This window comes from Paracnuella aquatica (assembly GCF_003332885.2).
Classification (GTDB): Bacteria; Bacteroidota; Bacteroidia; order Chitinophagales; family Chitinophagaceae; genus Flavisolibacter; species Flavisolibacter aquaticus.
The window spans coordinates 520,989-543,064 of sequence record NZ_QOWJ01000001.1 but is presented as its reverse complement, the minus strand read 5'-3'; the positions used below and the strand labels follow the sequence as shown (position 1 = coordinate 543,064).

General features: G+C 49.4%; 18 protein-coding genes. 8 read left to right on the top strand and 10 right to left on the bottom strand.

Features of this window, described 5'->3' with window-relative positions:
• Nucleotides 1-4: 4 nt before the first annotated feature.
• The 4 genes from DRJ53_RS02405 (at nucleotide 5) to DRJ53_RS02390 (ending at nucleotide 6,571) form a co-directional block, all read left to right on the top strand.
• Nucleotides 5-421, top strand: a complete 417-nt coding sequence (locus DRJ53_RS02405; RefSeq protein WP_114233969.1) for a response regulator — start codon at nucleotides 5-7, stop codon at nucleotides 419-421.
• Between the two features lie 92 nt (nucleotides 422-513).
• Nucleotides 514-3,807 (top strand): two-component regulator propeller domain-containing protein, encoded by a 3,294-nt coding sequence (locus DRJ53_RS02400; RefSeq protein WP_162303787.1) that lies wholly within the window; start codon nucleotides 514-516, stop codon nucleotides 3,805-3,807.
• Between the two features lie 352 nt (nucleotides 3,808-4,159).
• On the top strand, nucleotides 4,160-5,425 hold the full coding sequence (locus DRJ53_RS02395) for a BNR repeat-containing protein (protein ID WP_206609705.1): 1,266 nt from the start codon (nucleotides 4,160-4,162) through the stop codon (nucleotides 5,423-5,425).
• A 90-nt stretch (nucleotides 5,426-5,515) separates the two neighbouring features.
• Entirely contained in the window at nucleotides 5,516-6,571 is a 1,056-nt protein-coding gene (locus DRJ53_RS02390) for a UDP-glucose--hexose-1-phosphate uridylyltransferase (protein ID WP_114234424.1), read from the top strand.
• Here the strand turns inward: DRJ53_RS02390 and DRJ53_RS02385 are convergent, their stop codons facing one another.
• Together DRJ53_RS02385 and DRJ53_RS02380 are read right to left on the bottom strand one after the other, a co-directional pair.
• Nucleotides 6,572-8,071, bottom strand: a complete 1,500-nt coding sequence (locus DRJ53_RS02385; RefSeq protein ID WP_114233966.1) for an NAD(P)H-hydrate dehydratase — start codon at nucleotides 8,069-8,071, stop codon at nucleotides 6,572-6,574.
• A gap of 84 nt (nucleotides 8,072-8,155) precedes the next feature.
• The gene (locus DRJ53_RS02380; protein WP_162303786.1) at nucleotides 8,156-9,313 is read right to left on the bottom strand and encodes a serine hydrolase domain-containing protein; all 1,158 of its coding nucleotides are present in this window, start codon (nucleotides 9,311-9,313) and stop codon (nucleotides 8,156-8,158) included.
• Nucleotides 9,314-9,436: 123 nt separating this feature from the next.
• On the opposite strand from DRJ53_RS02380, the gene serA reads away from it, so the two are divergent.
• Both serA and DRJ53_RS02370 read left to right on the top strand, forming a co-directional pair.
• Nucleotides 9,437-10,672 (top strand): phosphoglycerate dehydrogenase, encoded by a 1,236-nt coding sequence (gene serA / locus DRJ53_RS02375; protein WP_114233964.1) that lies wholly within the window; start codon nucleotides 9,437-9,439, stop codon nucleotides 10,670-10,672.
• Between the two features lie 127 nt (nucleotides 10,673-10,799).
• A complete protein-coding gene (locus DRJ53_RS02370; protein WP_114233963.1) occupies nucleotides 10,800-11,237 on the top strand; it encodes a hypothetical protein in 438 nt (145 codons plus the stop codon).
• Between the two features lie 63 nt (nucleotides 11,238-11,300).
• Here DRJ53_RS02370 and DRJ53_RS02365 read toward each other — a convergent pair whose 3' ends face one another.
• A complete protein-coding gene (locus DRJ53_RS02365; RefSeq protein ID WP_114233962.1) occupies nucleotides 11,301-12,959 on the bottom strand; it encodes a glycosyltransferase family 39 protein in 1,659 nt (552 codons plus the stop codon).
• A 317-nt stretch (nucleotides 12,960-13,276) separates the two neighbouring features.
• On the opposite strand from DRJ53_RS02365, the gene DRJ53_RS02360 reads away from it, so the two are divergent.
• Nucleotides 13,277-13,531, top strand: a complete 255-nt coding sequence (locus tag DRJ53_RS02360; RefSeq protein WP_114233961.1) for a hypothetical protein — start codon at nucleotides 13,277-13,279, stop codon at nucleotides 13,529-13,531.
• Between the two features lie 301 nt (nucleotides 13,532-13,832).
• Here the strand turns inward: DRJ53_RS02360 and DRJ53_RS02355 are convergent, their stop codons facing one another.
• From DRJ53_RS02355 to DRJ53_RS02340, 5 genes are all read right to left on the bottom strand, one after another.
• A complete protein-coding gene (locus DRJ53_RS02355; protein ID WP_114233960.1) occupies nucleotides 13,833-14,426 on the bottom strand; it encodes a hypothetical protein in 594 nt (197 codons plus the stop codon).
• Nucleotides 14,427-14,428: 2 nt separating this feature from the next.
• A complete protein-coding gene (locus tag DRJ53_RS21510; RefSeq protein WP_206609704.1) occupies nucleotides 14,429-14,608 on the bottom strand; it encodes an RNA polymerase sigma factor in 180 nt (59 codons plus the stop codon).
• Between the two features lie 12 nt (nucleotides 14,609-14,620).
• On the bottom strand, nucleotides 14,621-14,932 hold the full coding sequence (locus DRJ53_RS21505; RefSeq protein ID WP_206609703.1) for an RNA polymerase sigma factor: 312 nt from the start codon (nucleotides 14,930-14,932) through the stop codon (nucleotides 14,621-14,623).
• A 106-nt stretch (nucleotides 14,933-15,038) separates the two neighbouring features.
• Entirely contained in the window at nucleotides 15,039-15,806 is a 768-nt protein-coding gene (locus tag DRJ53_RS02345) for a LytR/AlgR family response regulator transcription factor (protein ID WP_114233959.1), read from the bottom strand.
• A complete protein-coding gene (locus DRJ53_RS02340) occupies nucleotides 15,803-16,834 on the bottom strand; it encodes a sensor histidine kinase (protein WP_114233958.1) in 1,032 nt (343 codons plus the stop codon). The genes DRJ53_RS02345 and DRJ53_RS02340 overlap by 4 nt, the downstream gene beginning before the upstream one ends.
• A gap of 188 nt (nucleotides 16,835-17,022) precedes the next feature.
• Here DRJ53_RS02340 and DRJ53_RS02335 point away from each other — a divergent pair, with 188 nt between their 5' ends.
• Nucleotides 17,023-18,147, top strand: coding sequence for a serine hydrolase domain-containing protein (locus DRJ53_RS02335; RefSeq protein WP_114233957.1), 1,125 nt, complete (start codon nucleotides 17,023-17,025; stop codon nucleotides 18,145-18,147).
• A 56-nt stretch (nucleotides 18,148-18,203) separates the two neighbouring features.
• Here the strand turns inward: DRJ53_RS02335 and DRJ53_RS02330 are convergent, their stop codons facing one another.
• Nucleotides 18,204-19,457, bottom strand: coding sequence for a hypothetical protein (locus tag DRJ53_RS02330; RefSeq protein ID WP_123893308.1), 1,254 nt, complete (start codon nucleotides 19,455-19,457; stop codon nucleotides 18,204-18,206).
• Between the two features lie 23 nt (nucleotides 19,458-19,480).
• On the bottom strand, nucleotides 19,481-22,066 hold the full coding sequence (gene gyrA / locus DRJ53_RS02325; RefSeq protein ID WP_114233955.1) for a DNA gyrase subunit A: 2,586 nt from the start codon (nucleotides 22,064-22,066) through the stop codon (nucleotides 19,481-19,483).
• Nucleotides 22,067-22,076 lie beyond the last annotated feature (10 nt).

Sequence of the window (22,076 nt, the reverse complement as noted above, 5' to 3'; positions counted from 1 at the left end):
ACCGATGCACAAAAAATTAAAAAGCGTACTGCTGATCGACGACGACGAGCCAACCAATTTTATCAATGCAATGGTGCTGGAAGAATTGGATTGTGCCGAGTCGGTACAAGTGGCGCAAAGTGGTGCAGAGGCAATCGAATTGCTCCATACCGCTTCTGATGATGCGGCCCAGCCCGTTGGACCGGATCTTATTTTTTTAGACATCAATATGCCGGCAATGAATGGCTGGGAGTTTCTGGAACAGTACCGCCAGCTGCCGCAAAATAATAAAGGGAAAGTTATGGTGGTGATGCTCACCACATCGCTGTTCCCCGAGGACCAGCACCGGGCCATGGAAATTCCTGAAGTGGCCGGTTTTGAAAACAAGCCGCTGACAAAAGAAAAAGTAGAACGCATCCTCCAGGAATATTTTGCTAACTGATCGTAATCTTTTGGTTTAACCCGATCATGTCCTTGAAACAACCCGCCCGTTTTCGTTTGGTGCAGCTTCTGCGCAATACAATATTGTTTTTTTTGCTACAGTTATTGGTGTATAACGCCACGGCACAAACGAAATATCGATTTAACCACCTCACCAACCTGGATGGCTTGTCGCAAAGCACTGTGCAAGCCATCATCAAAGACCGGTACGGCTTTATGTGGTTTGGCACGCAGGATGGTTTAAACCGCTATGATGGCAACAAATTTAAGGTATACCGTCACGAGCCAACCGACAGCACCAGCCTGCGCAGAAGCCATATAATTTCCCTGTATGAAGACCGTTCCGGCACGCTATGGGTTGGCACCAACAATGGTGCTTTATCGCGTTACGATCGCAAACGCGATGCATTTGTGCATTACTACGAAACCATCGGCAACAAAGAAGGGTTGAGCCAGAAAACTGCTACCGCCATTTTGGAAGACCGGCAGGGCAATTTTTGGGTGGGCACTTATTGGAAACTTAACCTGCTGGACCGGCGCACCGGCAAGGTCAAGCAATACGGACACGACCCCGCCGATGCAGCCAGCATCAGTGATGACGGCATTACTTGTTTGTTTGAAGACAGCAAAGGCAACTTATGGGTAGGCACCAACAACGGCCTCAACCTGATGGACCGCAGAAGGGGCACGTTCCGTCGTTTCTTTTCCAATGCCGATCCCCGCAGTTTAAGCCACAACAGCATCAAGGCAATACGGGAAGACCGATTTGGCCGACTATGGGTGGGCACCGAATCGGGCCTAAATTTGCTGGACCGCGCCACCGGCACTTGGAGGCGCTTTCTTAATGATCCTGCTGATCCAACTAGCCTTGGCGATAACCAGGTTACAATTATCCAACCTATTGGCGACAGCATGTGGATCGGTACAAAAAATTCCCTAGAACTTTTTGAGCTGAAAAGCGGCCAATTCACCCATATTGGCAGCGATGTACATGATGCCTCAAGTTTGTCGCGCAACGCTACCATTACTGCATTGCTCCAGGATAATACCAACACACTTTGGGTGGGCACTTACCAAGGCGGCATCAACGTTTGGGACCCGAGCCTGAATAATTTTTACCTCTACCGCAACAATCCTGTTGACTGGACGAGCCTTAGTTTCAACGTAGTTACTGCCGTGGCGGAACGAGGGGATGGCGATATGTGGATTGGCACCGGCGGCGGCGGCTTGAACCTTTGGAAAAGAAAAGAGAACATATTTCAACGCTTTAATCCAGATCCAGCCAACCCCCATGCATTGGCAAGCTACAGTGTGTTGTGTGTAAGCCAAGGCCGCAAAAGCGGCTACACCTGGATTGGCATGTATGGCAGCGGTATGGACCGCTTTGACCCGGTTACGCAAAAATTTACGCACTACAATGCCGGACCCGGCCCGAAAGATTTAAACAACAATGCAGTATATGCCGTGTTGGAAGACCGCAAAGGCAGGGTTTGGATGGGCACCAACGGCGGTGGCGTTAATATGCTCGATCCACAAACCGGCAACATTGCCAAATTTGCGAACGACCCGAACAACGCCAATTCCATTTCGGGTAATTATGTACGTTGTTTTCTGGAAGATGAAAGGGGACATATCTGGATGGGCACCTCGGCTGGTCTAAGTGTTTATGATCCCGAAAAGGGGCAGTTCAAACATTACAACCAGTACAACATGCCATTTGAAAGCGATGTGATCTTTAGCCTTGCTTTGGATGGAAACGGCGTTGTGTGGGTGGGCACGTTAGGCGGCGGGCTAAACCGGTTGGACGTGAAGAAAAACCAACTCACCACCTGGACCACGAAAGAAGGGTTGCCCGATAATACCATCAACAGCATTATAAAAGACAACAATGGGTTTCTCTGGCTGAGCACCAACAACGGCCTGAGCCGCTTCGATCCCCGCACCGGAAAAGTGCGGCATCATGGGTTGGAAAATGGCTTGCAGAGCTGGGAGTTTTCGCAAGGCGCCGGCTTAAAAACCAGCAGGGGAGAAATCGTGTTCGGTGGTATTAACGGCTTTAATATTTTTGATCCTACTCAAATCATCATCAACACCCACCAGCCGCCGGTTGTGTTTACGGGATTCCGTCTGTTCAACAAAAACATCCGTCCCGGCGATGCAAATAAATACCTGCCTGAAGATATCAGCACCATTAAAGAAATAACCCTTCCTTATCACCAGTCCGTTATTTCTTTTGATTTCGCCGCACTGAATTTTACGGCGCCGGAAAAAAACAACTATGCCTACCAGCTAGAAGGCTTTGATGATGGCTGGAACCATATCGGCCACAACCGCTCGGCTACGTACACCAACCTGCCACCGGGCTCTTATGTATTGAAAGTAATTGCGTCCAACAACGACGGCGTCTGGAATGAAGAAGGTGCATCCATCCGGCTGATCATCACGCCGCCGTTCTGGCAAACATGGTGGTTTCGCTTGTTGGCCGTTTTGGCATTGGTGGCCATTACCGTAGCCATTTTTCGGATGCGGGTAGAACGCATTCACCAGCAAAAAGAAGAATTGGCGCGGCAGGTGGCGGAAAGAACGAAGCGCCTGGCCAGCGTTACCGAGCAGGAGCGTGCTGCCCGTAAAGAAGCCGATAAAGCCAACAAACAACTGGCGCGGAAAAATGTGGAACTGGAACAGTTTGCATACGTAGCCTCGCATGATATGCAGGAACCGCTGCGCACCATTTCAAGCTTTGTAGAATTGCTGCGCCGGCAATATGGCGGCAGGCTCGATGATAAGGCGGATAAATACCTTGCGTTCATGTCGCAGGCTTCTGACCGGATGAAAGTGCTCATCAACGACCTGCTGGAATATTCAAGGCTGGGCCGGAAAGGTGAGTTGTCCCTGGTGAATTGTAATGAATTAACACAGGCCGTGCTGGCCGATTTGCAACTGGCAATCAAGGATGCTGGTGCAAACGTGCAGGTTGGTGCATTGCCGACTGTTGAAGCATTTCCTACCGAGTTGAAACAAGTATTTCAAAACCTGATCGTCAATGCGCTGAAGTTTCGCAAGAAAACTGAGCCGCCGCTGATTGAAGTGGGTTGCACCGAGCGGGAAGACCACTGGGAGTTTTTTGTAAAAGACAACGGCATTGGCATGGATGCTAAACACTACGAACGCATCTTCGTGATCTTTCAAAGGCTGCACACCCGCAGCGAGTTTGAAGGTTCAGGCATTGGCCTGTCGCACTGTAAAAAAATTGTGGAAATGCACAACGGTCATATCTGGGTGGAATCTGTGTTGGGCAGCGGATCTACGTTCTATTTTACGCTCCAGCGGCGGACTGCGCCAGCGCAGGAATCGATGCAAAATGAAGCCGTTGCTGAATTCGCTTAGCGGTAGCTTTTAGTTATATAAATGATCTATGTGAAGAGTAAGATTTAGATAGAAGATAATTCAAATTGCTTCCTATCTGAATTCTGCGTTTCATTTTTCGGTTTCACAAAAACAAATGGTACGGTCTATAAATTCATTTATCTAAACATCAGCCGGTACTTTTTCGAAAAGTTGCTCGGTATTTCGTTTGCCAAAACAGGTTTACATTTCCGGTTCATAATTCCGGTTCATGCAGCTAAAAAACCAGTTTATACCTAAGGATATTTTTCATAAAGCGATCACTAAGACGTTATCCGTCGTTGTACTTATTTGTTACTGCTTCACAATTAATGCACAACAACCTATACCGGAAGTGAAGCTCGTAGATGTTGCCCCGGGCTGGGCAGCCAACACCATCAACGTTACCGTTTTCCGGAAAAATTCGTTGGTCACGCACCGCGATACGCAGTTCATTGCTTTTTATAATGGGAGCGGTCATGTAGTTGTGGGAAAACGCAAACTGGGCACAGCATACTGGCAGTTGGAGCAAACGCCTTTTACCGGGAATACAAAAGATGCACACAATGTCATCAGCATTATAACAGATGGTGCGGGCTACCTGCACATGGCGTGGGACCACCATAATAATCCCCTTAATTATGTTCGTAGTTTGGAACCGGGCGGCTTGCAGTTTGGGCCCAAAATACCAATGACTCGGGTGGGAGAGGGTCGTGTCAGTTATCCAGAATTTTACCGCATGCCCGATAGTGACCTGCTGTTTTTTTACCGCGATGGCGGTTCGGGAAATGGCAACCTCGTGATCAACAAATACGATGTAGTAAAAAGTGAATGGCGCAACCTGCACAACAACCTGATCAGCGGCGAGGGCAAGCGCAATCCGTATTGGCAGGCGTGCATCGACGGCAGCGGCACGATTCACATTTCGTGGGTGTGGCGCGAAAGTCCCGACGTAGCTTCCAACCACGACCTGATGTATGCACAGTCAACCGACGGCGGCACTACGTGGCAACGATCTAACGGCAATAAATACACGCTACCCATAACCCAAGCCACCGCCGAAGTGGCCGCAGCGATCCCGCAAAAAAGTGAACTCATTAACCAGACTTCCATGTTTGCTGCACCGGGCGGCCAGCCATTCATTGCAACTTATTGGCGCGACAGCATGAGCAAAGTGCCGCAGTACCGGCTCGTTTATAAAAACGGACAGCGGTGGCAAACACAAAACCTTGCATTTAGAAACACGCCATTCAGCCTCAGTGGTGGCGGCAGCAAAAGCATTCCGATTGCCCGGCCGCAAATCATTGCCTGGAAAAACGGACGCCGGTCGGCAGCGGCAATGATCTTTCGCGATGAGGAGCGTGGCAGTAAAGTGTCGGTAGCGCTGAATAAGAATATTAAAAAGACCAAGTGGCAGGTATTCGATCTATCGCAAAAAGGCGTAGGATCCTGGGAGCCATCTTTTGATACGGAACTGTGGCGGGAGCAAGGGTTGTTGCATCTTTTTGTTCAAAACGCAGTGCAGGTAGATGGCGAAGGCTTAGCCAAAACAGCGCCGCAAATGGTGCAGGTGCTGGAATGGAACCCGAAGTTGCATGTAAAGAAAACCAGCCGCAAATAAGGCCGGACCATTTTTTGCCGTCGTTTGTAATCATCGCCGGAACAAGGTGTATATTTTAATTACACCTTGTTCCGGGTAAAATTAAACGGCATGTTTGATTACAAAGAGCACCCGCACAACCGGTATAATTTACTGACCGGCGACTGGATACTGGTTTCGCCGCACCGCACTAAACGGCCATGGCAGGGAAAGGTGGAACCGGTGCCGCCCGACAACCGGCCTGCGTATGACCCAAAGTGTTATTTGTGCCCGGGTAATGTGCGGGCCGATGGCGATACCAACCCGGCTTATACCGATTCATTTGTGTTTACCAACGACTTTGCCGCACTGCTGCACGATACGCCTGAAGGTGCGTTTACAGCCGGTGGTTTGCTGCAGGCCAAAAGCGAACGGGGCACCTGCAGAGTTATTTCATTTTCACCCGATCATAGTCTTACGCTTCCGGAAATCAGCATGGAGGGTTTGGTAAAAGTGGTGGAAGTGTGGCAACGGGAATTTGCGGCGCTCAGCGCCGATCCAACGATCAACCACATTCAGATTTTCGAAAACAAAGGCGAGATAATGGGTTGCTCCAACCCGCATCCGCATGGGCAGATCTGGGCGCAAAGTGCACTGCCACTGGAAATTGTAAAAGAAACACGGGAACAGGAGCAATACTTTGCCGAGCACGGCCGCAGCCTGCTCACCGACTACCTGCAGCTGGAACAAAACGAAGGGGAGCGGATGGTGATCGGAAACGAGCATTTTGCAGTGGTGGTGCCGTTTTGGGCCGTATGGCCTTACGAAACCATGATCATCAGCAAGCGACACGTGCAAAACATCCTGCAATTTTCCGAAGCGGAAAGAACAGCATTTGCCGCTATCCTCAAGCAGCTCACCACGCGGTACGATAACCTGTTCAACATTTCCTTTCCTTATTCCGCCGGCATGCACCAGGCGCCGGTAAATGATGGTGAGCACCCAGGCTGGCATTGGCACATGCATTTTTACCCGCCGCTGCTGCGGTCGGCAACGGTGAAAAAATTTATGGTGGGCTATGAAATGCTGGCCAGCCCGCAACGGGACATCACCGCCGAATGGGCGGCAGAAAAGTTGCGCGGCTTGAGCGATGTACATTATAAATTGGCACAAAAAGAAGCGGAATAATCAGGCGGTTAGTTTGCGGAAAGCCGGTGCAAAATGATGAATGATATCGCCTGCGATCATCGCTTCCTGCGACAACCGAGCAGCGGCCAGGTCGCCGGCGAGGCCGTGTAGGTACACACCAATCAAAGCGGCGTCTAAAGCATTATATCCCTGCGCCAACAAACCGGTGAGCAAACCGGTCAGCACATCGCCGGAGCCACCGGTGGCCATCCCGGCATTGCCGGTGCTGTTGAAATATCCTTTGCCGCCAGGTGATGCGATCAAACTATGATGGCCTTTTAAAATAATCACCACGTTGTATTCGGCGGCTTTTTCCAGCGCCAGTTTTACCCGGTCAAAATCATTATTGCTTTCGCCAAACAGGCGGCTAAATTCCTTGGGGTGTGGTGTTAAAATGGTTTGCGGCGGTAATTGGTGCAACAACTCAGGGCGACGGGCCAATAAGTTCAACCCGTCGGCATCGACTACCAGCGGAATGGCACACTGCGGAACAAAATTGGCAAATGCCTTGAGCGTCTCTTCATCTGTACCCATCCCCGGCCCGATGCCGACTGCCGAAAAACAGTTAGGGACCACCGTTAGTTGTGTCAAATATTCAGGGCCTTCGTCGGTCATTGTCATGGCCTCCGGCGCAGTGGTTTGCAGAATGTTGTAGCCGCATTTGGGTACACAAGCCGTAGCAAGCCCCGTACCGCTGCGCAACAGTGCCCGTGTAGACAATACCACAGCGCCCATTTTACCAAAGCTGCCGCCAATGATCAGCCCATGCCCAAAATTGCCTTTATGTGCAAACCGCGAACGTGGTCGCATTATTTTTTTTATAGTCGCAATCTCCAGCAACTCAAATGGTGCATCGGCATCGTAGCCTGCGTGCAGCCCAATATCCAGCACAACGACCTTACCGGTCTGGGTTTCATTTTGCGGCAATAAAAAAGCAGCTTTCGTTGCCTGGAAACTCAGCGTATAATGGGCACAAATGACGGCAGCATTTTCAACGGATGCATCCAACATCATCCCGCTCGGTACGTCTATCGATACCACTTCGTTTAATGCGTTATTGATGTGTGCTACAATGGTTGCCGCCAAACCTTCCAATGGCCGATTCAAACCGGTTCCGAAAAGCGCATCTATAATTACCGCATCGGGGTGGAGTAGGGGCAGCGGCAGGATTTCCTGTACAAAATGGAAGGGAATGTCGAACTGGTGCATCCGCTGCAGGTTGGCCTGGAAATCGGGTGAACCGATGGCGCCAAACTCAAGAATGAACACTTCAACCGGCAGGCCGCGTTGGTGCAGCATCCGGGCTATAGCGAGGCCATCGCCGCCATTGTTGCCTTTACCGCAGAAAACGGCAAAGCGCTGCGCCGGCCCATAGTGTTGCAGCAGCCAGGCAACGCATTTGGCTGCTGCCCGTTCCATCAGGTCGATGGAGGCAATGGGTTCGTGGGAAATGGTAAAAGCATCCCAATCGCGGATCTGTGCAGCGGTGTACAACTTCACGGATAGATGAATTGAAGGACTAATGTAACAAATGTGCAGCGCCGGAACACAGCGCCGCAAATTTGCCACACAACCTTTCAAACATCATTCCGCGCCTTCTGCGGCGCCGGGCTCGTATGGACCAAACAGGTTGTACATTTTGCGGGCAAGGGTATAAATGCTGCTCTTGAACCTGTTGCCCAAAATAATAATGGTCACATGCTCATCCGGCAGGCGGGAAAATGCCGCGTTGAACCCGTGCCATCGGCCATTGTGGTACACTACTTTTTTACCGCCATCCAACATCAGCAACCGAAAGCCCAGCCCATAATTATGTTGTCCCGGCTTTTCGTGGCTGTAGGGCGTAAACGCCGAATCAAGCAGGGCCTGCGCAATAAAATCGCCGTTGTACAGCGCCTGGTCCCACTTGAGCAGGTCGCGGGGCGTGGAGTAAATATTTTTATCGCCGTAAGGTCCGTCGGTATAATCCTGTGCCCAGATGCCGCCACCCGCATTGAACGAAATCGAATGCACCAGCGTATCGGTTGGCGTGTATACAAAAGTGTTGGTCATGCCCAGCGGCCCAAACACATTTTGCTGCATGTAATCGGAGTAGGTAAGTCCGCTCAGTTGCTCCACAATCAGCGCCAGCAGCACATAGTTGGTGTTGCAGTATTGGAAACGCGTATCGGGCTTGAAGGCGCGGGGCGGGGCCAGTTCAACCAGTTTGCCCAGCACATCGGCATTGGTGAGGTATTGTTTTTTATCCCACAGGCCACCCTCCAAAAAGTACATATAATTGGGCAGGCCGCTGCGGTGATTCAGCAGCGTTTTTACCGTGATGCCCGGGTAGGGCAGGTCGGGGAAAAATGTTTGCAGCGAATCGGACAGCTGCAGCTTGCCGTCCTGCACCAGCTGCAGAATGGCAGCAGCAGTCAGGGTTTTAGACGTCGATGCAATTTGCAGTGGCGTTTCGGCCGTGATGGAATCTTTGCTGATGGGGTTGGCAATGCCGGTATAATATTCATATACGGGTTCGCCTTCCTTGGCCACCAGTATGGAGCCGCTGAAGCCCGACCGGATCAGTGGTTTTAAAAAACTGTCTACCGCATCGTGGTACCGCTTTTTCTCCGCCGGCTTCAGTGCCGGGAAATGTGCTGCATACACAGCTTCCCGATCTTTATCCTTTTTATCCTTATCCGCACTTGCGCCGCACCCGGCGCATAAAAGGGCCGCGCATAATCCATATATATAGGGTTTCAATGTTCGAATTTTTGCAAAAGTAAAAGGCCTGTATAACTAATCGGTTGCTGTTTGAAAAAACAAAGTGGACAATTATTGAATAAAATCTAACGAATCAGGCAGTTTATTTAAGATATTTGAACCATGGAGACCACAAAGACCTCATACCCGCGGGAAAAGATCAAGATCCTGCTGTTGGAAAATATCAGCGCCACCGCTGCCGAACGCTTTACCAGCAACGGTTACGAAAATGTGGAACGCCTCACCAAGGCGCTTCCCGAAAGTGAACTGATCGAAAAGATCAAGGATGTGCACATTCTGGGCATCCGCTCCAAAACAAATGTAACCCCTGCCGTATTGGCCGCCGCCGAAAAACTGCAGGCCATTGGCTGTTTTTGCATCGGTACCAACCAGGTAGCCCTCGATGCCGCTACCCATCATGGCGTGGCTGTTTTTAATGCGCCGTACTCCAACACCCGTTCGGTGGCCGAGCTGGTTATTGGCGCATCCGTAATGCTTATTCGCAAGATTATTGATAAAAACAACGCGGCACACCGCGGCGATTGGATGAAGGATGCCAGCGGCAGCAACGAGCTGCGCGGCAAAACGCTGGGCATTATTGGTTACGGCAATATCGGCGCACAGGTAAGCGTGCTGGCCGAAGCCATGGGTATGAAGGTGATTTTTTACGACATCCAAACCAAGCTGCCCATGGGCAATGCGCAGGATGCCAAATCGCTGCAGCAACTGCTCAGCAATTCGGACGTGATCACGCTGCACGTGCCGGACACCCCGCAAACGAAAAACCTCATCAATAAAACGAATCTTCCCTATGTAAAACAAGGCGCCATCATCATCAACTACGCCCGTGGCGAAGTGATGGACCTGGACGAGCTGCGCAAATACCTGGAAAGCGGCCAGCTGCGTGGTGCCGCTGTGGATGTGTTCCCGGTGGAGCCCGAAAAGAACGGCGACCGTTTTGTAAGCCCGCTGCAGGGTTTGCCCAATGTATTGCTGACACCGCATATTGGCGGCTCAACCGAAGAAGCACAGCAAAACATAGGGGAGGACGTGAGCAATAAACTGCTGAGCTATTTGGAAAAAGGCATTACCTGGGGTTCGCATACCGTTCCGGGCCTGGCGTTGCCGCCGCAGGAAGGTGCCCACCGGGTGTTGCACATCCACAAAAACGTTCCCGGCGTACTGTCGCAGATCAACGGCCAATTGTCGCAAAATAACATCAACATTTTGGGGCAATACCTGAAAACCAACGACCAGATTGGGTATGTGGTGGTGGATGTAGACCGCAAATTGTCGAAGCAGGCCGCTCAATTACTGAAAGAAGTGCCACAAACTATAAAGGTGCGGTTATTGTATTAAATGCTGGGCACGGAAAGCAGGAGCGTTGCCGACAGCGCTATGCTTCCCGTGCCATTTTTATCAGGAAGTTCTAAGTGTATTGTTTAAAAAACATTGCTTGAGAACAACTTATAAAACCATTTATTTCATGGCTGCCAAAAACAAAGACCTGGTACGTGAACAAACCAGCGATGCTTTAAACTCTGAAATAGACCAGGAAACCCTGTATCATTTGCGGCTTGCCGCAAACAACCCCAGGCTGATTGATGAACGGCTGGAGTTGCTCAACGACGAATGGGATATGGAGCGTGCACTGGAATTGAACGCTTCCACGCTGGCCTTTACCGGGGTAATACTGGGTGCATTTGTGAACCGGAAATGGCTGGTATTGCCGGCAGTGGTCACCTTGTTTTTGGCGCAACACGCCATACAGGGCTGGTGCCCGCCGCTGCCCATTTTACGGCGGCTCGGCTTTAGAACCCGGCAGGAAATTGATAAAGAAAAGTTTGGCCTTAAAACGCTCCGCGGCGATTTCAAAAAATCAAGCACAGAAGGCGACGCCGCCTGGCGAGCCGTTAATAAATAAAAAAGAGCACCAAAGACGGGAAGTTTTTGGTGCTCTTTTTTTGCTATTCCAAATTGGAAAATTTTAATTGTTCCAATCGAACAACAACACGTTTACATTGCGTGTTTCCACCATTTCAAGTTGTTTGCCGTACTTTCCAAATAACGGTTGCACTTTTTCAATGGGCACGTGAATGTCGGTTTTAAAATACCATTCGGGGTCATACATGCGGTCGCCGATGTTGCCGTTGGGTAAAATTTTATTGTAAATAAGCCACACCCGTTTGGCACCGGCCAGGTGTTGCACATCCTGCTCCACCAATTTCATGTATTCGTCGACGTTAGTTGCGGAGAACTTGTGATCGGCGCCTTCCACCGCTTTAAACTTCAGCCCGTAGTTGTCTTTATAATAACGGTACGGCACCAGGTTGTTCCAATATACATACACCACATCGCCTGGTTGCGCATGCTTGTCGATATAGAGCAAAGTTTCGCGGTCGTACGATTTTTTAAAATCTGCAAACATCGAGGTATCCATCGTTTGCCGGAAAATGTTGAACACGGGCCCGAACAGGAGCAGGGCCACCAGCAAGTAAGCCAGCCATTGTTTTGTTGGGAAATAGTCGGTGACCACCTGCACGCCACGGGCAATCAGCAAAATAAAAATAGGCGCCAAGTAAAAGGTAAGCCGCTCCAAAAATGGAAACGCCTGCACACCGGAAGCCAGCAGGTGCAACAAAATAGGCATTGAAAAAACGAGCAGGTGCTTTTTACCACCGCGCCAAAAAGCTACCAAACCCGCCACCAGCAAAGCCAGCGGCACGATGGCCATACGTGCCAGCAGCCTGGGTACCGGCGCCGTTTCAGGCGGCAGCGAAACCCATGAAAGTCCCAATGGGTAATGAAAAATGCCAAACAACTTGTGCACAAACCAGCTCATATCGGCCGCCGATTTTGGCGGCAGTGGCATAAACCCATGCGAAAGCGCAAACCATTCCACCAGCCATTCTTTTGCCGGGTGATTTTTTACAAACAGCACGTAGCTGATGCCAAAACTGACTGCCCAGATGCCGAATGGAATCATGGACCAGAAGAGCAGCGACCAATTTTTTTTGAGGATTAAATAGATGCAGGTACCTATGGCAATGCCCACCAGCATAAACACTGACGAAAAGGAAAACCAAACGGCAACAGCGCCCAAAATGCCGTACAGGAGCAAACTTTTATTATCCGTTTTTTGATGATACCGGCAATACAAGGCCAGCAGGAAAACCGAAGCCAACAGCTCGGTGCTGTATTGTTTGATCTCGACCGCGTGGTAAATAATAAATGGCGAAAACGCCATGATGCCCATGGCTGCAACCGCCGCAACAGGTTTTAAAAAGTAATGTGCAACCGGACGGAAAATAAACAGCGTAGCAATGCCGCACAGCAACGGGAACAGCCGCAATGCCATTTCGCTTTTGCCGAAAAGCATCACACACAGTTTGACAGCCCACAAAAATCCCAGCGGTGCTTTTTGCTCGTAATCGAGCGGGCTGGTGGCCAGTTCCCAGAGGTTCAGCCGCACCAGGCTCGATGCCAAGTACATTTCATCGTTCCACAGCGAACGGTTGTCGAAAAAATGAAACAGCCGTAAGGCGATGCCCAAAATGATAAAAATGGAAATGACGTTTTTGGCGGCGGCGAGTTGGTACGCAGGTAGCGTCGGATTGGCGGAATGCGGTAATGAAATAGGGCGCATGTATGGTTGTTGGCCGGAAATGAATTCCGGATGATCAATGGGTGTTTCGTTGGTGATTTGTCTTTCTTAAATGCGATTAGGTCATATGCAAAGGCAGCGCAATTTATATTTGTTTTCCCGGTTTAGGCCGAATGGCTTCACTCCTCAACTTTATTGCTTTTGCCGATAATTTATATTATGTTAAATAGGTGCACAGGGCTTGCTCCACCGACGCTGTGTGTTCAGAAATTATTTGCCCGCGCTTCTGTTTTAGAGAACTATAATGTAGAGTTACCTACTGTATCTCAGGGAGAATATTTGAAAACCACTACTGCGAAATGATTAACCACGATGATTACAAGTATATGGGCGAAGGCCCTGACGCCGAAAAATGGCAGGAATGGCTAAAGTTTGCGCATGACTTAGAAAAGAGATATAACCTAATGAGTTATGGAGAATTTTTCGGCAAGAAAACCTACGTAGACTATTGGTATGCCGATGGCGTTGTTTATTGGGATATACAATGGCATTGCCCGCCAAATGCCGCATCTGAAATAAACACTTTTTTCTCCCGTAAGTTTAGAAGAAATTAATTATGCAATTTTCTTGGGTTCTATAAAAGAAAATGTAGTTCCGCCTTTAGGAAAAACCAAAGACGAACACAGCGAATTATCATTGATGGGTATGTCAATGTGATGGCCATCGTTCCAGATGCGAATAGCAATAACATTCCGCACTTAGGCTGCGCAGCGTCTGTCAAATTTGTCACTGTTTCAGTCCTTTTTTTGTCGTAAAATATCAAAACAATTAGCCCGATTCAACAAACTAAACAATAATTCAGAATGCCGAGTCGGGCTAATTAATTCTAAGAAATATGCACTTAAAGCATTTAGATCAAAGCCCTATTTCCCTCAACAGCACCTCCGCGCCATCAATCGATTTCTGGTAATATTTCTCAACCCACCTAGCATAAAACACCAGGAATACATAACCCACCGTGATGGATAACATCCAGAAATATTTGTTTTCGGCAATGTCATTGCGGCCGTACATCCCCGACATCAACACAATGACGGCCACCAGCAACAAATAGCTCAATAACACGCTCAATTTTTGCAGTTTGAAGAACTGAAGTTTTTGCAGTGCAAAATGGCGCAGCGTGTCGGCATGTGGCTGGCTTAAATTGGGCCGGTTGCGCAAACCAGCGGTACTCCAAAAACTGATTGCAGGGATCAGCACCAGCAACGTTATGGCCAAGATACCAGTAGTCTGCATCAACGTTGTTTCCAGGCCACTCCATTGAACACCAATAAATACGGCGGCCGCCACACAAACAATACTGCCCAAAATTTCCGGCAGAATGATCCGGCGCAATGTTGCTCCATATTTTACTTCCCGATCTTTTACCAACTGTGCCACATCCATTTTTTGTTGCCCGGCAGTTCCGCCGATGTTGTTCCATGTGGTTTTCAAATCGTCCAGTTCCATGATTATAATTGTTTTGAAATGTTCGTCCTCAATTTTTCTTTGATCCGCGACAATTTTGTACCCACATTGCTCACCGAAATGCCGACGATCTCCGCAATCTCATCGTAACTCTTGTCTTCCAGGTACAACACCACGATTGCTTTTTCCAATAAATTCAGTTCATGAATTTGCGCTTTCAGCATACGCCATCGCTCCTATTCCCCACCCTGCGGCGCATCGCCGTGTTGTGCTGTTGCATCTATTAATTCCACGGTTGCAACCCTTTTGCTTGCAGCCTTAAGCTGGTAAATAGCCACGTTCATCGCAACCCGGTAAATCCAGGTGCCGATCGAAGACTTTTGTTGAAACGTGTCGAATGATTTCCAAAGCTGGTAAAGGATTTCCTGAACAAGGTCATCGCGGTCTTCCGCGCCATTGGTGTACACCGTTGCAATTTTATAGATCGCCGCTTTGTTGACTTCAATAGCCGCTACAAACAATTCTTTTTTATCCACGCCGGTGATCAAGCTTTTGTGCTATACTATTAGTGTACGTTGAGGTAAGGAAATCACAACGACAACCATATTTTTTTACAGTAAATTTTTCGACCGATTGCCCAGACAGATTTTTCGTTCATGCATCCAACCATTTTTTAAATGGCCCCAATTTCTCCTTGCTTACCAACACTTCCCGATCTGGCGGCGGCAGCAGCTCCAGTTTTAATTTCCGGTTCAGCAACACTTTGCATTTTTGTACCGATTTGCGGTGCACTAAAAAGGCGCGGTTGGCCCGGTAAAAATTCTCCCCATCCAACATGCTTTCCAATTCGTCCAGCGAATGATCGATGAGCATTTTTCGTTTATCCCAGGTAGTTAGGAACACCAGCCGCCCGTCGGCAAAAAAATAAGCGATCTCGTCCACGTCCACCGGGATCAGCCGTTGACCCATTTTCACCAAAAAATTCTTGCGAAATGGAGTACTTGCGTTTTGTAAAGCCTGTTGTAAATTTTCGCCCTTTTCCGCAATATAGCTGGCCGCAAACTGTTCCTGCATTGTGGCAAGTTTGTGCAAGGCTTTTTCCAAGTCTTCTTTGCGAATTGGTTTAAGCAAGTAAGCAATACTGTTGGTGCTAAATGCCTGCAGTGCATATTCGTTGTAAGCCGTGGTAAAAATAACCGCACTTTTTACCGCCACCTGTTTAAATATTTCCAGGCTGGCGCCATCGGCCAGTTCAATGTCGGCCATAATGAGTTGCGGCTGCGGGTCATTTCCTAAAATGGCAACGGCAGCGCGGATGCTTGGCACAATGCCCATGAGCTCAATCGCCGGATTTATTTCCTGCAGCAACCGCGACAGCCGTTCGGCGGCCAGCGTTTCGTCTTCAATGATGAGGACTTTCATTGATGTGACGGTTTGATTAATGGCAGCATCACCGTAAAATGTTCGGTGGTTTTAATGATCTCTATTTCCGGCCTATCTAACAGGCGGTATCGTGAAGACAGTCCCGATAACCCAAAACCGGAAGGCTGGTTCGCTCCTGTTTTGGGCTGTAAATTATTGGTCACCACAATGCAGTCTGTTCCATTATTATACAGATGCAAACGGAGCGGTGTATCGCTGGATACTTCGTTGTGTTTCACCGCATTTTCCACCAATAGTTGCAGGCTGAATGGCGGCAACCGGTATTGCTGCACCAATTCGTCTATTTCAATGCAAGTCTGTAATGCACTACCATACCGGGTTTGCAGCAAGTGCAGATAAGATCTTATAAAATCAAGTTCCGCCGCAACCGTCGCCAGGTGCGCCGTGTTGTTGTTGTGCAGCAGGTAACGGTAAACAGCACTCATTTCCAGTACAAAGGCTTCCGCTTTTTGGGGGTCTTTGGTGGTAAGTGCACTAAGTGTATTAAGGCTGTTGAACAAAAAATGCGGGTTTACCTGCGCCTGCAGCGAATGCAGCCTTGTTTGAATGTGCTGCTTTTCCAGTTGCTGCCGCTGCTGCTCGGTTTGCACTGATAAAGCATAAGTGTACAATACCTCGTATGGCGCCATGATCAACGCACCGATCCAAAAAGACTGGATGAAATTGAGCAGGGATTCAAACCAAAAAGAAACAGGCTTGGGCATATAATACCTGCTGATTAAAGTGGAGATCGTGATGAGCACAAAAGTGCCGGCAACACATAGCGCATATGCATACAGCACCCGCTTTTTGGTTGCGCTGATGGCGGGAAACTTTCGCCGTGCATAGATCACCAGCATTCGGCCTAATTCAAAATTGATCACCAGCAAAATGATCAAACGAGCCGTGGCGGCCAGCTTATCTGTTGTAACCGGCGGCACCAGTGTTTGCTGGCTGATGATGCTCAGGGCAATCAAAATCACCGGGTTGACGATGCGGATCCAGGTATCTTTTAGCGGGGTTGTCATGCAGTTGTGGTGGCGCTGTTGGCAGATGTTATAGGTAAAGCCACAACTCAAAAGTACAGGTTAAAAAGCGGCCCTGCATCCTGCTGTTGTCCGCTTCACGCTTCATTTTGGCAGCTTCATACAGGTCTTTTTTAAAGCCTGCGTTACTTGCTTCAATTTAGCCCTATTAACCATTTAAAACGAAAATTATGCTGGCCGCAACCAAAACTTTCTTACTCCTCATTTTCTCAAAAACACCGCTCCTGTTGGCGCTTGTTTTTTCCCAATTCATTGCTGATGCACAACAGCCGCACAAAGGGGCCGACGAGCTGTTGCAACAGATCATGCACAAGGAGCATATTCCCGGGCTAGCTTATGCCGTGATTAAAAACGGAAAGGTGTTACACATGGGCACGCTGGGCAAGGCGCATGTTGGGTTGAATGTTCCGGTAACGAAGGAAACAACTTTTCAACTGGCGTCTGTTTCTAAAATTTATTGCGCTATGCTGCTGGGTAAACTTTTTGACGCGGGCCTTTTGCAGCCGCAACAAACATTGGGCAACCTGTTGCCGCAGTCGCCCCAGGCATGGAAAGCCATAACCATCCAACAACTGGCGGCACACCAATCCGGTATCAAGATTGCTGACTTTAGTAAAGCTACCGACAGTAAAGGCGCATTTGAACTGGCAGCAAAAATGGATATGGAGTACAGCCCGGGCACAAAAGAAGCGTATGTCAGTTCCGATTACTGGGTGCTGCAACATATTATTGAAACGGTTACAGGTATGCGCTATTTTGACGCGCTTGAGAAATGGGTGTTGCAACCGCTGCAATTACAACATACGTTTGTCAACAATCCAAAAGTTGGAGCGCTTACCGACCTGGATATTGTGCCCGGCCAGGCCCAGGAATATCATTGGTTCAAAGAAGACAGCACGCTGCGCATCAATCAAATGTGGTTTGGCGCCACAGGCTACACCGCCGGCGGTATTTATAGCTCCATTGAGGATATGGCAAAACTGGCAGCGGTGATGGATGCAGCGTCATTTGTATCTGCAAACACCAAACAATTAATCAGCACTCCCCTTGCGCTGGCTGATGGCACACCCGGTCATTTTGGGCTGTGTTTGATTGTAAACAAGGATTACCAGGGACATAAAATTGTGGAGCACAGCGGCGGCCCAGCGCTGGCCGATTTTGTGCGGTTTGAAAGGGAAGGCCTCACATTCATTGTGCTCACCAACAACCGTGGTGTATATCCCTACCTCGCAAAAAGCCTGGCTACATTATTCATCAAAGGCTTGAAACATCCAACCGTGCCCGACGGTTATTAATAAAATAAGAAAGGCTTCCCGAGGGGAAGCCTTTCTTATTTTTTATCACAACTAGCTTACATGCCCGCAGCTTTCAGACGGTCCTGGTATTGCTTTACCTTGGCTTCGTCTTTCTGCATGCTGTAGTAATCGATCAGCACGTTGGAAACGTTTTTGAAGTTGCCTTTTTCATAACCCTTCAGGTCCTTTTTGCCTTCATAAGCAGTAAAGGCAGTTTCGGCGTAAGGAGTCATGGCAGCCCACATTTGCTTAATTTCTGCAGCGTGTGCTTTGCGTTTGTTGGCATCGGCAGGCGTTGTTCCTTTGATGGCACGCATCGCATCTTCAGTGCGGTAGATTTTCTCGGTCATGTAACGTACCATCAGGTAGTTGGCATCGGCCGAATTTTGTGCTTTGATCGCAGCTTTGATGGCAGGTTCTACCTGGCCTTCGTAAGTAGCGAAATCCGCAGGCTTGTTGTCATTTGCAAAAGCGTAGTTGAACAATTCAACTGCATAGTTGAAGTTCAGGTAGTAGCTCTCGGGGTTGGCGGTTGCCAGCTCTTTGTATTTAGCAAACAGCTTTGGCTTGTCTTCGCGGAGCGGGCTCAGCTGGGCTTCAAACCAATAGTCATTTTTAGGATACAATTCTTTACCCAGTGCCAGGTATTTATCGCGGTTCGCAGCATCGCCTTTACGGTCGTAATAGTCCACAAGCGTTTGGTAAATCTCGATGTAGTTATCTGCGTTCAGCTTGGCATCGGCCAGCTTGGTGTAGTACACCATTGCCGAATCTTCCATTTTAGCTTTCAACGCAGTTGCTGCTACGTTCAGGTACAGGTTGGTGTCCAGCGCAGGGAATGTAATGCCACCGTAGGTCAGGTTTTTAGCCTTGATGTATTCTTCTGCATCCAGCGCCTGTTTGAAGTTCTGAAACGAACGTGCAAAGTTCTGTGCGTTGTAATCAGACAGTGCCGCGTTGTATGCGCTTTCATACACCTGGAACGGGCGAACGTTTTGCTCCAGCGTACCCATCACGTTTTTCGCATCCATTTCGTAATAACGCTTGAAAGCGGTCATGGCTTCGGAGCGGTTGGTCAGCGATTCGTCCAACTTAGTGCTGTCCATCGCCAACTGCATATAAATCTGCCCTTTGCGATACCAGGCATTGGCGTTGTTCTGATTCTTGGGATCGGCCAGCAGTTTGTCGATGCCATCTTTTGCCTCGGTGTATTTTCCGTCGGCGAGTTTTTTCTCTACGTCGGAAAGTTTCTGGGCAAATAAGCCGGATCCACTGGCAAGCAATAATGCGGATAAAATAAGCTTACGCATTGTTCTTTTTTTTGAATTAATGGTTATGATTGAACTTCTTCTCCTTCAGATGCATTTTCGGCGCCATCGGTTGCGTCGGGGGTAGAAACAGGCTCCGCTCCTTCCGCCAGCACTTCTGCAGCTTCGTCTTCATCCACGTCTATTTTCGTGATCGCTGCAATCTCATCCTGGTCATCGATGCGAATCAATTTAACACCTTGTGTTGCCCGGCCCAGTTCACTGATATCGGCCACTTTCATCCGGATGGTTACACCGCTTTTGCAGGTTATGATCAGGTCTTCCGACTGCGCCACATCCAGCAGGCCAACCAGCTTCCCGGTCTTTTCCGTAACAGAAATGGTCTTAACACCTTTGCCACCACGGTTGGTGATGCGGTACTCTTCAACCTGTGTTCTTTTGCCGTATCCTTTTTCGCTAACAACCAGAACGGTGCGGTCAGGCGTGCTCGGGTTAACACAAATCATACCAATTACTTCATCCTGCTCATTATCCACTTCAATACCACCTACACCAATGGCGCCACGGCCGGTATTGCGCACCTTAGCTTCAGGGAAACGGATGGCGCGGCCCGAGGCCACGGCCAACATGATCTCGCTGTCGCCGTTGGTGAGGCGTGCTTCCAACAACTGGTCGCCTTCTACAATCGTAATGGCGTTTACACCAGTAGTACGCGGACGGCTAAAATCGGCCAGCGCTGTTTTTTTGATCACCCCGCGTTTGGTACACAGGATGATGTTGTGGCTGTTGATGTAATCGGCATCCTGCATGTCCGGGATGTCGATGATGGCGCGGATCTTATCATCCGGCGACAGCTGCAGCATGTTTTGAATAGCCCTGCCCTTGCTGTTCTTTTCACCTTCGGGGATTTGATAAACGTTGAGCCAGTAGCAACGTCCTTTTTCTGTAAAGAACAACATGGTGTGGTGCGTGGACGCAACAAACAGGTGTTCAATGTAATCCTCTTCGCGGGTGCTGCTGCCACGGGCACCGCGGCCGCCGCGTTTCTGCGAACGGAACTCGGTTGCGGAGGTGCGTTTAATATAACCAAGATGTGAAATGGTGATCACCACATCTTCTTCTTTGATCAGGTCCTTGATGCTTACTTCGTTGTCGAGGTAAGAGATCTCGGTTTTGCGGGCATCGCCAAATTTATCTTTTACTTCCTGCAGTTCGGTCTTGATCAGGTCGTAGCGCATCCCTTCGTTCGACAACAATTCTTCCAGGTGCGCAATGAGTTTCATTAACTCATCATACTCGGCTTTGATCTTGTCGCGTTCCATACCGGTCAGGCGCTGGAGGCGCAATTCAAGAATGGCTTTTGCCTGAATCTCGTCCAGTCCCCAGCCCGCATTCACAAGGGCTTCGCGGGCCACATCAGGCGTTGCAGAAGCGCGAATCAATGCAATCACCTCGTCGAGGTGATCAAGGGCAATGAGGTAGCCCTGGAGGATGTGCGCTTTTTTCTGTGCTTCGCGCAGCTCATATTTAGCGCGGCGCACCACCACTTCGTGGCGGAACTCCACAAACTCCGAAATAAGGTCGCGGAGGTTCAGGATCTTGGGGCGGCCTTTTGATAGGGCTACGTTGTTGATGCCGTAGCTGGTTTGCAGCTCAGTGTATTTATACAACTGGTTGATCACCACATTGGCAACGGCGTCCCTTTTTAGGTCCATTACAATGCGGGTGCCTTCCTTTTTGTTCGATTCGTTGTTGATGTGGGCAATGCCTTCAATCGTCTTGTCGGTAACCAGCTGGCCAATGCGGTCGCAAAGGGCATCGCGGTTTACCTGGTAGGGCACTTCCGTAACAATGATCTGTTCGCGGCCGCTGGGCTTGGTGTCCACATGCATCTTGCCGCGCAGCACTACCCGGCCTCGGCCAAATGTAAAACCGGCCTTCACGCCTTCCATACCGTAGATGATGCCACCGGTTGGGAAATCAGGCGCTTTTACATACTGCATCAACTCATCGATGGTGATGTCGCGTTTGTCGATATAAGCCAGGCAGCCATCAATCACTTCGCTCAGGTTGTGCGGCATCATGTTGGTGGCCATACCTACGGCAATACCGCTGGAGCCATTGATGAGCAACTGAGGGATGCGGGTGGGCAGTACAGTAGGCTCTTCCAGCGAATCATCAAAGTTGAACTGGAAATCGACCGTTTCCTTGTCGATGTCCTGCAACATGTACTCGGTAATGCGCTCCATACGGGCTTCGGTGTAACGCATGGCAGCCGGGCCGTCGCCGTCCTGGTTCCCAAAGTTACCCTGCCCATCAATGATGGTGTAGCGCATGCTCCAGTCCTGGGCCATACGCACCATCGCATCGTACACAGAACTGTCGCCATGGGGGTGGTATTTACCCAAAACCTCACCCACGATACGGGCGGATTTTTTATGGGGTTTTCCATGGTACATACCCAGCTCATTCATGGCATGTAAAATGCGCCGGTGAACGGGCTTGAAACCATCGCGAACATCGGGCAGTGCACGGCCTACAATTACCGACATCGAATAGTCGATATAAGCCGTTTTCATCTGCTCCTCAATGTTTACCGGTATAATGCGGTTATTATCTTGTGTTTCTTGCGGTTGAAGATTTTCTTCCATGCGTTATTGG

Excerpts from the sequence above, each read along its gene's own strand:
- DRJ53_RS02370 (WP_114233963.1), top strand. The coding sequence starts at position 10,800 with ATGGCTGCCAAAAACAAAGACCTGGTACGTGAACAAACCAGCGATGCT.
- DRJ53_RS02340 (WP_114233958.1), bottom strand. The coding sequence starts at position 16,834 with ATGACAACCCCGCTAAAAGATACCTGGATCCGCATCGTCAACCCGGTG.
- DRJ53_RS21510 (WP_206609704.1), bottom strand. The coding sequence starts at position 14,608 with ATGCTGAAAGCGCAAATTCATGAACTGAATTTATTGGAAAAAGCAATC.
- gyrA (WP_114233955.1), bottom strand. The coding sequence starts at position 22,066 with ATGGAAGAAAATCTTCAACCGCAAGAAACACAAGATAATAACCGCATT.
- DRJ53_RS02360 (WP_114233961.1), top strand. The coding sequence starts at position 13,277 with ATGATTAACCACGATGATTACAAGTATATGGGCGAAGGCCCTGACGCC.
- DRJ53_RS02365 (WP_114233962.1), bottom strand. The coding sequence starts at position 12,959 with ATGCGCCCTATTTCATTACCGCATTCCGCCAATCCGACGCTACCTGCG.
- DRJ53_RS02330 (WP_123893308.1), bottom strand. The coding sequence starts at position 19,457 with ATGCGTAAGCTTATTTTATCCGCATTATTGCTTGCCAGTGGATCCGGC.
- DRJ53_RS02355 (WP_114233960.1), bottom strand. The coding sequence starts at position 14,426 with ATGGAACTGGACGATTTGAAAACCACATGGAACAACATCGGCGGAACT.
- DRJ53_RS02390 (WP_114234424.1), top strand. The coding sequence starts at position 5,516 with ATGTTTGATTACAAAGAGCACCCGCACAACCGGTATAATTTACTGACC.
- DRJ53_RS02405 (WP_114233969.1), top strand. The coding sequence starts at position 5 with ATGCACAAAAAATTAAAAAGCGTACTGCTGATCGACGACGACGAGCCA.
- DRJ53_RS02335 (WP_114233957.1), top strand. The coding sequence starts at position 17,023 with ATGCTGGCCGCAACCAAAACTTTCTTACTCCTCATTTTCTCAAAAACA.
- serA (WP_114233964.1), top strand. The coding sequence starts at position 9,437 with ATGGAGACCACAAAGACCTCATACCCGCGGGAAAAGATCAAGATCCTG.
- DRJ53_RS02345 (WP_114233959.1), bottom strand. The coding sequence starts at position 15,806 with ATGAAAGTCCTCATCATTGAAGACGAAACGCTGGCCGCCGAACGGCTG.